The 13,973-nt window shown below is 64.4% G+C and carries 15 protein-coding genes; 6 read left to right on the forward strand and 9 right to left on the reverse strand.

What is annotated here, in order from left to right:
• Positions 1 to 2: 2 nt before the first annotated feature.
• The 6 genes from EN824_RS16965 to pcaQ form a co-directional block, all read right to left on the reverse strand.
• A complete protein-coding gene (locus tag EN824_RS16965; RefSeq protein WP_127279933.1) occupies positions 3 to 1,064 on the reverse strand; it encodes a branched-chain amino acid ABC transporter permease in 1,062 nt (353 codons plus the stop codon).
• A complete protein-coding gene (locus tag EN824_RS16970) occupies positions 1,061 to 1,957 on the reverse strand; it encodes a branched-chain amino acid ABC transporter permease (RefSeq protein WP_135932549.1) in 897 nt (298 codons plus the stop codon). Before EN824_RS16970 ends, EN824_RS16965 begins: the two co-directional genes overlap by 4 nt.
• Positions 1,954 to 2,682 carry an ABC transporter ATP-binding protein gene (locus tag EN824_RS16975; RefSeq protein ID WP_127870562.1) on the reverse strand — a complete coding sequence of 243 codons (729 nt, stop codon included), beginning with the start codon at positions 2,680 to 2,682 and terminating at the stop codon, positions 1,954 to 1,956. The genes EN824_RS16970 and EN824_RS16975 overlap by 4 nt, the downstream gene beginning before the upstream one ends.
• Positions 2,679 to 3,422, reverse strand: a complete 744-nt coding sequence (locus EN824_RS16980) for an ABC transporter ATP-binding protein (protein ID WP_135932550.1) — start codon at positions 3,420 to 3,422, stop codon at positions 2,679 to 2,681. Before EN824_RS16980 ends, EN824_RS16975 begins: the two co-directional genes overlap by 4 nt.
• Positions 3,423 to 3,443: 21 nt before the next feature.
• Positions 3,444 to 4,760, reverse strand: coding sequence for an ABC transporter substrate-binding protein (locus EN824_RS16985; protein ID WP_135932551.1), 1,317 nt, complete (start codon positions 4,758 to 4,760; stop codon positions 3,444 to 3,446).
• Between the two features lie 139 nt (positions 4,761 to 4,899).
• Positions 4,900 to 5,817 (reverse strand): pca operon transcription factor PcaQ, encoded by a 918-nt coding sequence (gene pcaQ / locus EN824_RS16990; RefSeq protein ID WP_135932552.1) that lies wholly within the window; start codon positions 5,815 to 5,817, stop codon positions 4,900 to 4,902.
• A 93-nt stretch (positions 5,818 to 5,910) separates the two neighbouring features.
• On the opposite strand from pcaQ, the gene pcaD reads away from it, so the two are divergent.
• Genes pcaD through pobA form a run of 6 tightly spaced genes read left to right on the forward strand, consistent with a single transcriptional unit; the run spans position 5,911 to position 10,722 of the window.
• Positions 5,911 to 6,720 carry a 3-oxoadipate enol-lactonase gene (pcaD, locus tag EN824_RS16995; RefSeq protein WP_127277754.1) on the forward strand — a complete coding sequence of 270 codons (810 nt, stop codon included), beginning with the start codon at positions 5,911 to 5,913 and terminating at the stop codon, positions 6,718 to 6,720.
• Complete coding sequence (gene pcaC, locus EN824_RS17000; protein ID WP_127277755.1) at positions 6,713 to 7,123, forward strand: 4-carboxymuconolactone decarboxylase; 411 nt, start codon at positions 6,713 to 6,715, stop codon at positions 7,121 to 7,123. Before pcaD ends, pcaC begins: the two co-directional genes overlap by 8 nt.
• On the forward strand, positions 7,116 to 7,868 hold the full coding sequence (gene pcaH / locus EN824_RS17005; protein ID WP_127277756.1) for a protocatechuate 3,4-dioxygenase subunit beta: 753 nt from the start codon (positions 7,116 to 7,118) through the stop codon (positions 7,866 to 7,868). Before pcaC ends, pcaH begins: the two co-directional genes overlap by 8 nt.
• Complete coding sequence (pcaG, locus tag EN824_RS17010) at positions 7,868 to 8,482, forward strand: protocatechuate 3,4-dioxygenase subunit alpha (RefSeq protein ID WP_127277757.1); 615 nt, start codon at positions 7,868 to 7,870, stop codon at positions 8,480 to 8,482. Before pcaH ends, pcaG begins: the two co-directional genes overlap by 1 nt.
• Before the next feature lie 15 nt (positions 8,483 to 8,497).
• The gene (locus EN824_RS17015; RefSeq protein WP_127277758.1) at positions 8,498 to 9,550 is read left to right on the forward strand and encodes a 3-carboxy-cis,cis-muconate cycloisomerase; all 1,053 of its coding nucleotides are present in this window, start codon (positions 8,498 to 8,500) and stop codon (positions 9,548 to 9,550) included.
• Positions 9,550 to 10,722 (forward strand): 4-hydroxybenzoate 3-monooxygenase, encoded by a 1,173-nt coding sequence (gene pobA / locus EN824_RS17020; protein ID WP_135865127.1) that lies wholly within the window; start codon positions 9,550 to 9,552, stop codon positions 10,720 to 10,722. The genes EN824_RS17015 and pobA overlap by 1 nt, the downstream gene beginning before the upstream one ends.
• Positions 10,723 to 10,821: 99 nt before the next feature.
• Here pobA and EN824_RS17025 read toward each other — a convergent pair whose 3' ends face one another.
• Genes EN824_RS17025 through EN824_RS17035 form a run of 3 tightly spaced genes read right to left on the reverse strand, consistent with a single transcriptional unit; the run spans position 10,822 to position 13,878 of the window.
• Positions 10,822 to 11,685: a carbohydrate ABC transporter permease gene (locus EN824_RS17025; RefSeq protein ID WP_127277760.1), complete on the reverse strand. Its 864-nt coding sequence runs from the start codon at positions 11,683 to 11,685 to the stop codon at positions 10,822 to 10,824.
• Positions 11,682 to 12,572 (reverse strand): sugar ABC transporter permease, encoded by an 891-nt coding sequence (locus EN824_RS17030; RefSeq protein ID WP_127277761.1) that lies wholly within the window; start codon positions 12,570 to 12,572, stop codon positions 11,682 to 11,684. The genes EN824_RS17025 and EN824_RS17030 overlap by 4 nt, the downstream gene beginning before the upstream one ends.
• Positions 12,573 to 12,585: 13 nt before the next feature.
• Positions 12,586 to 13,878 (reverse strand): extracellular solute-binding protein, encoded by a 1,293-nt coding sequence (locus EN824_RS17035; protein WP_127277762.1) that lies wholly within the window; start codon positions 13,876 to 13,878, stop codon positions 12,586 to 12,588.
• Positions 13,879 to 13,973: the final 95 nt, after the last annotated feature.

Raw genomic sequence — 13,973 nt, forward strand, 5'->3', positions numbered from 1 at the left:
GCTCATGCCTTCTCCTGATATGTTGTGGCTTGCTGCGACGGGATCATGCCGCCATCGGCGACGTTCGCCGGCAGCTTGACGCGGTAGCCGACCGGCAGCAGGCGCAGCCCAAAGCGCTCCTCGATCGTTCCCCACAGGCCGCGCGGCAGGAAAAGCGAAAACAGCACGGCGGTGGCGCCGAGGCCGATCAGGTACCAGACGCCGGCGCCGCCGAACCAGGTCTCGATGAGGAAGAAGACCAGCGCGCCGAGAATGGCGCCCTCGAACGTGCCGATGCCACCGACCAGAACCATGAAGATCATGTAGGCTGTCCACTGCACGTTGAAGTAGGTTTTCGGCTGGAAGGTGATGGAGGTCGCCAGCCACAATGCGCCGGCAATGCCGATGCCGAAGGCGGCAAGCACGAACAGCAGCCGCTTGGTGCCGGTGACGCGCACGCCGACCGAAGCGGCCGCATCCTCATTGTCGCGAATGGCGCGGATGGCGGCGCCCGTGCTGCCGCGCAGCAGGCCGAAGAGGGCAGCGAGCAGGGCCGTCATCGAGGCTAGCGCCAGCCAGTAGATGGTCACCCGCCTTATCGAGGCATCGTAGACGTTGAGCGAGATCAGCGAGGTGCCGGTTTCGCCCTGCACCAGCCGGTCGAGATTGACCAGCAGATGGGTGAGCGCCGCGATCACCCACATGCCGATGGCGAACTCACCGTTCTTGAGCCGCAGCATGAAGAGCGACAGCGGCCAGGAAACCGCGCCGACGATAATTCCCGATGCAAAGAGCGCCAGGAAAGGATTGAGACCGGCATCGGCAAGACGGATGGCGAAATATGCGCCAAGCCCGAAGAACACCTGCTGGCCGACCGAGACCAGGCCGCCGAAACCGGCCAGCGCGTTCCACATCGCCGCCAGGATCACATAGATGAACAGCGCCGTCATGCGGTCGACCGCGCCGGCCGAGAGGAATTGCGGCGCGATGGCGAGCAGCGCGATGACGATGGCCACGGCGATAGCCGCGATGCGCGAGGTCGCGGTACCACGCTCGATCATGGGCGAAGTCGGAACGACGCTCATGGCGTGCTCCGGGAAGGCAGGTGCAACAGTCCGCGCAGGCCAAGGCCGGATGCCGAAAGCCGCACGAACAGCACGACAAGGAACACGGCATGACCGCCGATCAGAAATCCCTGCGGATGCACTTGCGCGCCGAGCGTCTGGGCCAGCGCCAGCACGATGCCGCCGATCAGCGTTCCCCACAGCGACCCGGCGCCGCCGATCACCGCCGCCTCGAAGGCGAACAGCAATTGCGGCGCGCCGGCATAGGGATCGAAGGTCGCGCGCATGCCAAGGAACGCGCCGGCAAGGCCGACGGTGACCATGGCGATGGCGGCAGCGACCGCGTTGGCACGCCGTGCATCGACGCCGACCAGGCCGGCGGTGTCAGGGTCTTCCGAGGTAGCGCGGATCGAGCGGCCAAGCCGGGTGCGGGTCAGGAACAGCTGCAGCCCGCCAAGCAGGACGACGGCGGTGGCGAACATGATCACCGCAAGCTTGCCGACATAGATGCTGCCCGGCCATTCCCAGGAATCATAGGACAGGCTGCCGATGAAGGGCGCCAGCGAACGGGTGTCGGCGCCGAACTGTTCGAACAGCATGTTGTCGATGACGATGGCCAGCCCAAACGTGGTCAGGATCGGCAGCAGGGCACCGCCGCGCGCGCTGCGCTCGAGCAGGAAGCGCTGCAACGCCCAGCCGATCGCGGCCATCACTGGCAAGACGATGAGCAGGCCGAGAAACGGCGGGATGTGGAACCGCGAGGCCAAAAACCACAGCGCATAGGCGGCGAACACGGCAAGGCTGCCATGGGCGAGGTTGATGATGCGCATCACCGAAAACATGAAGGACAGGCCGCAGGCGATCAGCGCGTAATAGCCGCCGAGCAGGATGCCCTGGATGATCTGGTTGCTCATGCGGGAACGCTCCCGGTGCCCTTCCGGTGCAGGCCGAAATAGGCTTTCGTCACCGCGTCGCGCGAAACGCTCCTGCTCGGCCCTTCGAGCGCGATGCGCCCCTCCAGCATGCAGATGACCTTGTCCGAAACCGACAGCGCCCGATTGAGGTCCTGTTCGACGAGGATGATTGTCGTGCCCGAAGCGATCAGCCCCTGAAGTGCCGCATAGACACGGTCGACGATCAGCGGCGAAAGACCAAGCGAAACCTCGTCGAGCAGCAGCACATCCGGGTTGCTCATCAGTGCCCGGCCGATCGCCGTCGCCTGCTGCTCGCCGCCGGAGAGATGACCGGTCTTGGCGTGTCGGCGCGGCTTCAGATTGGGAAACATGTCCAGCACTCTGTCGACGCTCCAGTCGCCCGGCCGCCCAGTGGTCTTGCCCAGCAGCAGGTTCTCCTCGACCGTCATCCGCACGAACAGTTTTCGCCCTTCCGGCACCAGCGCTATGCCCATGCCGACGCGTCTGTGCGACGGCACGCTGGTGAGATCGGCGCCATCCAGAAGCACACGGCCGGCCGCCGGCTGGTGCGCGCCGGCGATGGCCCTGAGCAGCGTCGTCTTGCCGGCGCCATTGGCGCCGACCAGCGCCAGCGTTTCGCCGCGCTTGACGCCGAAGCTGACGCCGCGCACCGCCTGCAGCAGGCCGTGCCGGACAACCAGGTTCTCGACCGACAGCAGGCTCATTTCGGGCCTCCGCCGAGATAGGCGCGCACGACCTCCGGGTCGGCCATCACCGTTTGCGGCTCGCCATCGGCGATGATCTTGCCCGCATCCATGCAGATCAGCCGCTCGGCCACCTGCAGCAGGATGTGCACGATGTGCTCGATCCAGACGATGCCGATCTTGCGCCGACGCAATTCCTTGATCGTGTCGACAAGCTCGCCGGCTTCGCCATCGGTCAGGCCGCCGCCGATCTCGTCCAGCAAGAGCAGCGTCGGCCGGGCCGCCAGTGCCCTTGCCAGTTCCAGCCGCTTGCGATCGAGCAGCCCTAGCGTCTCGGCGCGCCGGTTGGCGACGTTAAGCATGCCGCAGAGTTTCAGCGAGCCCAGCGCTTCCTCATAGGCCTCGTCGCGGCCGAGGCCGGCGCCATGCGAGGCGGCGACGAAGACATTCTCGAAGGTGGTCATGCCGCTGAATGGTTTAGGCACCTGATGCGTGCGCACCAGGCCCAGGCGGCAACGCGCCGTCGCCGGCAGCGCCGTTACATCGCCGCCCTTGAAGGAGATCGAGCCGGCGCTTGGCGGAAAGGCGCCTGAAAGCACGCTGAGCAGCGTGGTCTTGCCGGCACCGTTCGGGCCGACAATGCCGACCGCCTCGTCGGCGGCCATGGCGAAGTCGACGGCCTCCAGCACCACGAGCGCGCCGAAGCGCTTGTGGATGCCGGCGGCGGCGAGAACAGCCTGTTGTTGCGGATGGGTCACCAGGCGGTCCTCGTCAGCGGTCCATCAGCGGTTGTAAGGCAGAAGCTTGGCTTCGACAGGCACGTTCGGATCGGTGGCGTTCTCGGTCACGACGTAGTCGAGCGGGAACTTGCTGCCTTCCTTGGCGGCAATCCATTGCGTGCCGATGATCGGGCCGGGCGAGACATTGGCCACCGGGCCGCCGGTGAAGTCGACCTTGCCGATCATGGTTTCGGTCTTGAGCGTGCTCAGCGCCTTGGCCACAGCCGCCTTGTCCTTGGCATTGGAGCTCGCTTTCAGCGCCTCGAAGCCGGCGTCGAGCAACGACATCGAGGCGCCGAGCTGCTGCGTCCATTGCTTGCCGCTCGCCGCCTCGTAGCCGTCGGCAAGCTCGGTCCCCGAGACGCCGGTCAGCGGCGACTTGTATGGAAAGGCCTTGTGCCAGTAGGCGGCGCTCGAAATCTTCATGCCGAGGTCGCCCAGTGCCTCGATGTCGGATGGGAACAGGCCGGTCTTGGCCACCTGGCAGATCTTGATCTGCTTGATCAGGCCTTGCTGCGCCGCCTGACGCCAGAAGGCGGCGAAGTCAGGCGGGATCGGGAACGAGTTGAAGATCTCGACGCCTTCCTGCTTGAACAGGGCGATCTGCGAGGAATAGTCGGTGGTGCCGGTCTCATAGGCGCCCGGGTCGACGATGGTAAAACCCTGCTTGGCCAGCAACGGCGCCAGATGAGCGCGGATGGCGTTGCCGTCGGCGTCGTTCGGATACATGACGCCGACCTTCTTGTTGGTCTCGATCAGGTTCCACTGCGAGACGTAGGCCCTGAAGAATTCGTCGACCCCGAAGCCGAAATGATAGGTCCATTTGAAGGGCGAGGGCGCGCCGGGCTTGGCGCCGCGGCCGAAATACCAGGCTTCCCACGGCATGACCGTTGACAGACAAGGCACGCCGGCGGCTTCGCAGGCATCGGCCACCGGGTTGATCACCTCGGGCGTCGACACCGCGAGCATCAGGTCGATGGCCTGGTTGTTGATCAGGTCCTTGGCGAGCTGGCCCGCACGCGAGGGGTCCGATTGCGTGTCCTGGTCGAGGATTTCCACACTGTATTTCTTGCCGCCGAGCTCTATGCCGCCGGCCAGCGCCTTGCGGGCGAGGTCGAGCACATAGCCGTCGGTCTCGCCGAAGCCGCCGAGCGGTCCGGTGCGCGGGCTGACGAAGCCGACCTTCAGCGTGTCGGCTGCTTGGGCGAAGGCCTTGCTGCCACCAAGCGCGAGTGCGGCGCCACCGGCCATTGAGGTGGCAATGAACTGGCGTCGCGAAATGCCGGAAATGCCCGGTCTGCTACCGATAGAATGGGTCATGTGTTCCTCCCTCTGTGGCTCCTCCATCACCACAGTGCACCAGCGTTTTGGTTCGGTAAAATGATATTTTGCCGCGTTTCATTAACCTCTGGGTTAGCAGATTTTCGTTGAGACGACGGAGTGCCGACCGTTCAGCGTCTTAGTCGCCTGGCCTTGCCGCCTCGCGAATGGTTTGCAGCAGGATGGAAAAGGCGGGCGAGGGGGCGGTATCGGTGCGCATCGTCAGGCCGACCGGCCCCTTGGTCTCGTCGGTGTCGACCGGCAAGGCGACGAAAGCGCCGCTCGCGATCTCGTTGGCCACCACGCCGGCCGAAATGATCCACACCGCATTGCTCTGCCGCATGAAGGCGCGGCCGAACGAATCCGAGACCGTCTCGATCTCGGTGGCCGGCGCGGTCATGCCGTTGGTTATGAACAGGCGATCGACAAAGGGCCGGATGACGGATTCCCGGGTCGGCATCAGCACCGGAAATTCGTCGAGGCTGGCGAATATGTCGGCTCCCGGCTGCAGCAGCGGATGTCCGGCCCGCACCACGAACAGCACTTGTTCGGAGTAGAGATGTTCGAAGAAGAAGCCGGTCATGTTCTCGGGCGCCGCCAGCCGTCCGACGACGAGATCGAGCGCGCCGATGCGCAACTGTTCAAGCAGAACGGCGTTTTCGCCGGTGACGATCTTGAGTGCGGCGCCGGTATTTTCCCGCAGGAACAGGCTCATGGCTCGCGGCATGACCTTCGCCGACACCGTCGGCAGCGCGCCGATACGGATCGGATGGCGATTGACGGCGCCGTCCTGGCGAACGGAATCGACACCGCGCTTGAGAGCCGTTATCGCCGAACCGGCATGGCCGAGGAAGATCTCGCCAAGCCGCGTGACGCGGATGCCGCGCCCGTCACGCTCGACGACGGCGACACCGAGCGCTTCTTCCAGTTCACGCAGCGTCTTGGTCACCGCCGGCGCGCTGACATGCAGAAAATCGGCGGCGCGGGCCACGCTGCCTTGTCGCGCGACTTCCAGGAATGCCTGCAGGTGACGGAACCGGATGCGGCTCTCGGACATGAATTTGATAACCCCTGAGTTAATGAAACGGCGCAAAATATCATTTTACCGAACCAAACGCCTTGTGCAATGTGGAGATGGAGGATTGAAATCGTGCCATTCGTCACCCTTGGCGGCATCACACTGCATCACCGATATGTCGAGGCGAACGGCAGGACGCCACCGGTGGTGTTCATCAATTCGCTGGGCACCGACTTTCGCATCTGGGACGAAACTGTCTCGGCGCTTGAGGGGGAAATGCCCTTGCTGGTCTACGACAAGCGCGGCCACGGACTGTCCGACATCGGTGACATCAGGTCGATCGACGATCATGTCGACGATCTCTCGGCGCTCATCGATCATTTCGGGTTGGAGAAGGTCGTGCTGTGCGGCCTGTCGGTCGGTGGCATGATCGCGCAAGGGCTATATGCCAGGCGGCCCGAAATCGTCGAGGCCATGATCCTGTGTGACACGGCCCACAAGATCGGTACGACGGACAGCTGGAACACACGCATTGCGACGGTCGAAAGCAAGGGCATCCAGGCCGTTGCGGATGGCGTGCTCAAAGTGTGGTTCACTCCGACCTTCCATACCGCGCGGATGGCCGAGCTTGACGGCTATTGGAACATGATGACCCGGCAATCGCCTGCCGGCTATATCGGGACTTGCGTGGCGGTTCGCGACGCGGATTTCACCGACGTGGCATGCCGCATCGCCGTGCCGACGCTCTGTATCGCCGGCGACCAGGATGGCTCGACACCTCCCGATCTTGTCCGCTCGCTGGCGGCTCTTATCCCCGGTTCGCGTTTCGAGATCATCCGCGACGCCGGGCACATTCCCTGCGTCGAACAACCCGAGGCGCTCACCGCGCTGATCCGCGATTTCATCGCATCGCTTGCCCCTGGAGCACAAACTCATGGATGAAGTCCCCGGCAACGCGACCAGATATCGCACCGGCCTTGCGGTGCGGCGCGCCGTGCTCGGCGATCCGCATGTCGACCGGGCCGAGGTCGCTGCCACCGATTTCGACCAGCCTTTCCAGGAACTGATCACCGAGGCTGCCTGGGGAACGGTGTGGGCCAGACCAGGCTTCAGCAAGCGCGAACGCTCGATCGTCACGCTGGCGCTGCTGGCCGCACTCGGCCATGATGAAGAGGTCGCCTTGCATGTGCGCGCCACCGCCAACACCGGTGCGACGCGCGAGGATATTTGCGAGGCCTTCCTGCATGTCGCGATCTATGCCGGCGTGCCGGCGGCCAACCGCGCCTTCAGGATTGCCAAGGAGGTGTTTGCGGAAATGGACGCAGACAAGGCTGCCCATGGCTGAGCCCGGCTCCAACCAGACGCCGGAAACCGGCGCCTTCTTCCAGCGCGACCGCCAATGGCACCCGCCGGCGTTCACGCCGAGTTACAAGAGTTCTGTGCTGCGTTCTCCACAGAAGGCATTGCTGTCATTCGACAACACGCTGTCGGAACTGACCGGCCCGGTGTTTGGCCATGCCATGATCCGTGAACGCGACAACGACCTGATCCACAATTTCGCCAGGCCGGGCGAGAGCGCCATCGGCGAGCGCATCATCGTCCATGGGCGGGTGCTCGACGAGCGCGGCGTTGGCGTTCCTGGTGCGCTGCTCGAATTCTGGCAGGCCAATGCCGGCGGCCGCTATCGCCATAAGAAGGACGGCTATCTGGCGCCGCTCGATCCGAATTTCGGCGGATGCGGCCGCACCCTCACCGGCGAGGACGGCGCCTATGCCTTTCGCACTGTCAGGCCCGGTCCTTATCCCTGGCCGAACGGCCCGAACGACTGGCGGCCGGCGCACATCCATTTTTCGGTTTTCGGCCACGGCTTCGCGCAGCGGCTGATCACGCAGATGTATTTCGAGGGCGATCCGCTGATCTGGCGCTGTCCGATCGTCGGCGGCATTCGCGACAAGGCGGCCGTCGAAGCGCTGATTGCCGCGCTCGACATGCAATCGACAATCCCGATGGACGCGCTTGCCTACAAATTCGATATCGTGCTGCGCGGGCGCCGCTCGACGCTGTTCGAAAACAGACCGGAGGGCAATTGATGGCGCAGTCGCTCGACCGGCCGAAAGAGAGCCCTTCGCAGACCGCCGGACCCTATGTCCACATCGGGCTGACGCCGAATTTCTGCGGCATCGGCGGCGTCTATGAGGACGATCTTGGCTCGGCCATGGTCAATGAGCGGACCAAGGGCGAGCGCATCGAGTTGCGCATTCGCGTGCTCGACGGCACCGGCACGCCGTTGAAGGACGCGCTGATCGAGATCTGGCAGGCGGATGCCGACGGGCTCTACAATTCGTCCGCGGAGATGCGCGGTGCCGCCGATCCGAACTTCTTCGGCTGGGGCCGTTGCCCGACCGACATGGAAACCGGGCTCTGCTCGTTCGAGACCATCAAGCCCGGCCGCGTGCCGTTCCGCGACGGTCGCCTGATGGCGCCACACATCACGCTCTGGATCGTCGCGCGCGGCATCAACCTCGGTCTGCATACACGGCTCTATTTTTCCGACGAGGAAGAAGCCAATGGCGAGGATCCGATCCTGGCGCGTATCGAGCACCGCGTTCGCGTGTCGACGCTGATCGCCGAGCGCCAGGGCGACGCCTATATCTTCGATATCCATCTCCAGGGGGACAAGGAAACCGTCTTCTTCGACAGTTGATGGACGGAGCAGGACATGACCGTATCGCCCTTCGACCATCCGCTGCTTTCGGGCCTGCTCGGCGACGAGGAGGCGGCGCGGCATTTTTCGGTGGAAGCCGACATTGCCGCGATGCTGGATTTCGAACGTGCCTTGGCCGAAGCCGAGGCCGACCGCGGCATCATCCCCAGGGAGGCCGCGGCGGCGATCGTCAAGGCGATTGCCTCGTTCCGGCCGGATACCGGCAAGCTGCGCGCTGGGGTCACCAAGGATGGCGTCGTGGTCCCGGAGCTGGTGCGCCAGATCAAACTGGCCGTCGGCGAACCGCATGGCGGTTCGGTCCATTTCGGCGCCACCAGCCAGGACGTCATCGACACCAGCCTTGTGCTCCGGCTGAAATCCGTCGTCGAGCATCTCGGCCTGCTGCTGACCGAGACAATCATAAGGCTCGCGTCCCTGGAGGAGCGCTTCGGGGGTAGGGCGCTGACCGGGGTGACCCGCATGCAGCCGGCGATCCCGATCACCGTGGCGGATCGCGTGACGGCGTGGCGGGCGCCACTGCAGCGGCACCAGGAGAGGCTGTCGCAACAGTCGACGCGCCTGCTCGTCCTCCAGTTCGGCGGCGCCGCCGGCACTCTGGAAAAGCTTGGCGACAAGGGGCTGGCGGTGCGCGCCGCACTTGCCGCCAGGCTCGGCCTCGGCGATGCCTCGCAATGGCAGAGCCAGCGCGATGCGCTCGCTGACTTGGCCGGCCTGATGTCGCTGATAACGGGAAGTCTCGGCAAGTTCGGCCAGGACATCGCGCTGCTGGCGCAAGGCGGCACCGACATCGAGCTATCGGGCGGTGGCGGCTCGTCGGCGATGCCGCACAAGCAGAACCCGGTGAAGGCCGAAGCATTGGTGGCGCTTGCTCGTTTCAACGCCACGCAACTTTCCGGCATGCATCAGGCGCTGGTGCATGAGCAGGAGCGTTCGGGTTCCGCCTGGACGCTGGAATGGCTGCTGCTGCCGCAGATGGTCGTCGCGACGGCCGCATCCCTGCGCCTTGCCGCCGAACTGGCCGCGCAGGTCGAAAGCCTCGGCCACTGATGCGCACCCAGGTCGTCATCGTCGGCTCGGGACCGTCCGGCCTGCTGCTCGGCCAGTTGCTCGCCACCATCGGCGTCGAGACCGTCATCCTCGAGCGGTCGAGCCGCGAGCACGTGCTTGGCCGCGTGCGGGCCGGCGTGCTCGAACAGGGCACGGTCGACCTGCTTGGGGAGGCTGGTGCTGCTGAAAGGCTGCATGCCGAAGGCCTTCCGCACTCCGGCATCTCGCTTGCTTTCGACGGACGGCTGCACCGCATCGATCTCACTGCACTCACCGGTGGCAAGCATGTCACCGTCTATGGCCAGACCGAGGTGACACATGATTTGATGGACAAGCGCGAAGCGGCGGGACTGGTCACCGTCTATGAAGCAGCCGATGTCGCGCTGCACGATTTCGACGGTGCCGCGCCTTTCGTCACCTATGAGAGGGATGGCGTCAGCCATCGCATCGACTGCGACTTTATCGCCGGCTGTGACGGCTATCACGGTGTCTCCCGCAAATCGGCACCAGCGCGGGCGCTGAAAACCTTCGAGCGGCAATATCCGTTCGGCTGGCTGGGCGTGCTGGCGGAAGTGCCGCCGGCCGATCATGAACTGGTCTATGCCAATCATGAGCGAGGCTTCGCGCTGTGCTCGATGCGGTCGACGCACCGCAGCCGCTACTATGTGCAGTGCCCTCAGGACGACAGGGTCGAGGCATGGTCCGACGACCGCTTCTGGGACGAGCTGCGCCGCCGCTTGCCGGAGCGGACGGCAGCAGGCGTCACCACCGGACCGTCCTTCGAAAAGTCGATCGCACCGCTGCGCTCCTTCGTCGCCGAACCCATGCGCTTCGGCCGGCTGTTCCTGGTCGGCGATGCCGCCCACATCGTGCCGCCGACCGGCGCCAAGGGTCTCAACCTCGCCGCCAGCGACGTGCGCTATCTCTTTGCCGGTTTGCGCGACTTCTACCGCGAGAAATCCATGGCCGGCATCGACGCCTATTCGCAAAAGGCATTGGCGCGGGTGTGGAAGGCGGTGCGCTTTTCCTGGTGGATGACGACCATGCTGCATCGCTTTCCCGATACCGGCGACTTCGGCCAGCGCATCCAGGAGGCCGAACTCGACTATCTCGTGCACTCGCGCGCAGCGTCGACGGCGTTGGCGGAAAACTATGTCGGCCTGCCTTATTAGAGCCTGTTCCATCCCGATGGATCGGGATGGGGCTCTATCTCTGTTTGAGCATGATCTTATTCGAAAACCGGCTATCCACTTTTCGGGATCATGCCTTGGCTACCCCTTGATCGCCGAGCCGACGATGGAATCGACGAAGAAGCGCTGCAGGAAGACGAACAGGATGAGAGGCGGCAGCACGGCCAGCGTCGCGCCGGCCATCACCAGTCCGGTGTTGACCGCGCCCCTGTTGTAGCTCAACAGCCGGCTGAGGCTGATGACGATCGGATAGGCGTCGGCGTTGCCCTGCAGCACCGTCAGCGGCCACAGATAGCTGTTCCAGTGATAGACGAAGGCGAACAGCGCCAGTGCGGCGATCGCGGGCGCCACGCTCGGCGCCACGATCTTGAACAGGATCAAAAGTTCCGAGGCACCGTCCATGCGCGCGGCGTCGACCAGGTCGTCGGGCACCCCGGCGATGAACTGGCGCATCAGGAAAATGCCGAAGGCATTGGCGAGGTTGGGCACGATGATGCCGGCAAGGCTGGCATTGAGGCCGATCGAGCCGACAAGACGATAGAGCGGGATCAGCGTCACGATCGGCGGCAGGAACATGGTGGCGATCAGCACGGAAAACAAAAGCGAGCGGCCGGGGAAGTGGTATTTGGCGAAGGCGTAGCCGGCCATCATGCTGGTGACCAGCACGCCGGCCGTTGTGATCGAGGCGATCACCAGCGAGTTCCACATGGAGCGGCCGACATTGACCACACCCGAAACCTTTTCATAGGACTCGAGGCTCGGCGCATGCGGTATCCAGACCGGTGGCACCTGCATGCTCTCGGCCGGCGTTTTCAGGCTCGACAGCACCATCCACACCAGCGGGAAGGCGGATGCGACGGCGGCCAGCAGCATCAGCGTCGCCAGCAGCGCCTTGCGGCCGGAGGGGCGTCCGCGCGGAAGCCAGCTCGACGATCCCGCGCTCATTCCTGGTTCTTCCGGTTGGCGAGTGCGAAGAGCGCACAGACAACGACGATCAGCGACAGCATCAGCATGACAGCCATGGCCGAGCCCAGTCCGCCCTGCGCGCGTTCGATGCCGACACGGCGGATGTGATAGGTCAAGACATTGGTCGAGCCAACCGGCCCGCCCTGTGTGATCAGCGCCACCGGCTCGAACACTTGCACTGCGTTGATGATGGCGATGACGGCGCTGAACAAAAGCGTGCGCCGCATCAGCGGCAAGGTGATGAAGCGGAACTGCTCGAATCGGTTGGCGCCGTCGAGCTTCGCCGCCTCGTAGAGGCTGCCCGGAATCTGCGTTAGCCCTGCGATTGCCAGCACGGTGAAATAGCCGACCTGCTGCCAGACGTTGAGGAAGACGATCGAGATCAGCGCCGAGCGCGGCGACGACAAGAAGGGCTGCGGTCCGACGCCGATCAGGCCGAGCATCTGGTTGAGCGGCCCCTCGCTCGGCGAATAGAGTTTCGACCAGACCAGCGCCACCGCGATCATCGGCACCATATAGGTGGAGAACAGCACCGTCCTCAGCGCCGTGCCGCCGGCGACATCGTGCTGGTAAACCATCAGGCCGAAAGCCACCGACAGCGGCAGGATCAGGACGACGGACAGTGCGGTATAAATGGCGGTGTTGGTCAGCGCGCCCTTGAAGTCGCGCCCGACCGAGGTCGGCCCGAAGATCTCGCGGAAATTGTCAAGGCCGATGAAGCTGGCGCTGGAAAACGGTGTCTGCGTCGACCAGTCCTGGAAGGACAGCCAGACGGTGAGCAGCATCGGCAGCAGGATGAAGATGCCGATCAGCGTCACGGCGGGCATAAGCATGATGCCCGCCGAGGCACGGTACCTCTGGATCATTACGGTCTGATCATTATTTGGCGGCGCGCTCCAGGATCGAGGTGGCGTCGGCCTGCGCCGTCGCCTGCGCATCCTTGGCCGAGACCTGGCCATACTGCAACGCCTCGATCGTCTGCTGCAGGGATTCCGAGAATTCCTGTCCGCCGGGCACCACCGGGAAGGGCTTTGCGCCGGCGAGCACGCTGACATAGCCGGACAGGAATTCCGAGCCGAGCTTGTCCTTGTGCGCCTCGATGTCGGAGGTGCGCGACGGCAGGATGCCCATCGACATCAGGATGTCGGACATGGCCGACGCGCCGTTCTTGCCGGACTTCGGATTGTTGAGCCAGGCCAGGAAATCCCATGCCGCCTTCTGCTCGGCCTGGCCCGCATTGGCGTTGACCACGGTCATCCAGGAATAGGAGATCGCATGCGGCTTGTCGCCGCTCGGGCCGACGGGGATGGGGGCCGTGGCGATGTCGGTGAACCTGTCGCGCATGCCGGTCTTCAGCGCACTCTCCCACCAGTTGGCCATGATGATCATGCCGGTCTTGCCGGAGACGAAATTGTCGAGGAACGGGCCGGTCGTGTTGGCGTCGGCGGTCGCCATGGCCGGCACGCTGGCGCCGGACTTGATGAGGTCTTCATAAAGCTGGAACGTCTCGCCGGCCTGCTTGCTGTCCAGCACCGGCTTGCCCTCCCTAACCAACTCGCCGCCATTGGAAACCAGCAGTGACGCGAAGGGATGGACGACGCCCGCGGCCCATGAATTGATCATGCCAAAACCCTGTTGGCCGGCGTCCTTGTTGGTCAGTTTCCGCGCCGCGTCCTTGAACTCGTCCCACGTCTTTGGCGGAGCGGCGATGCCGGCCTGCTTGAACAGCGCCTTGTTGTAGTTGAGCGCGTAGACGTCGATCTCGTTAGGTATGCCGTAGAGCTTGTCGCCGACCGAAGCGGCGCTGACGACGCCCGCCGGCCAGGCGCCCTTGACCTCGCTCGCCACCGCATCGGGGGCAGGAGCGACGAGCTTGTCGCGGGCGAGTTCCGGCAGCCAGAGATCGTAGATGCCACCGATTGTCGGACCGTCCGCACCGCCGCCTTGGGAGCGAAGCGTGGTCAGGAGATCGCCGAAAGGAACGGCGCGCACGGTGACGCTGATGTCGGGATTGGTCTTGGCGTAATCCTTGGCCGCCGCTTCCAGCAGCGCCACCGTCTCGGGCGACCAGTGCGTCAGGTAGGAGATGTTGACCGATTGCGCCCAGCCGCTGGCGGGCAGGATGGCAAGACCCGCGGCCAGTGCCAGTTTCGACGTCCAGGCAAACGACATCCCTCATCCTCCACTTGAGCATAGCGATCACGATGACGTTATGACAACATGAAGCGATCGCGCAAGGCCCGTTTGCGAAAAAGCTGCATGCAGAA

The sequence above is a fragment of the Mesorhizobium sp. M8A.F.Ca.ET.181.01.1.1 genome (genome assembly GCF_004792025.1).
Taxonomy (GTDB): Bacteria; Pseudomonadota; Alphaproteobacteria; order Rhizobiales; family Rhizobiaceae; genus Mesorhizobium.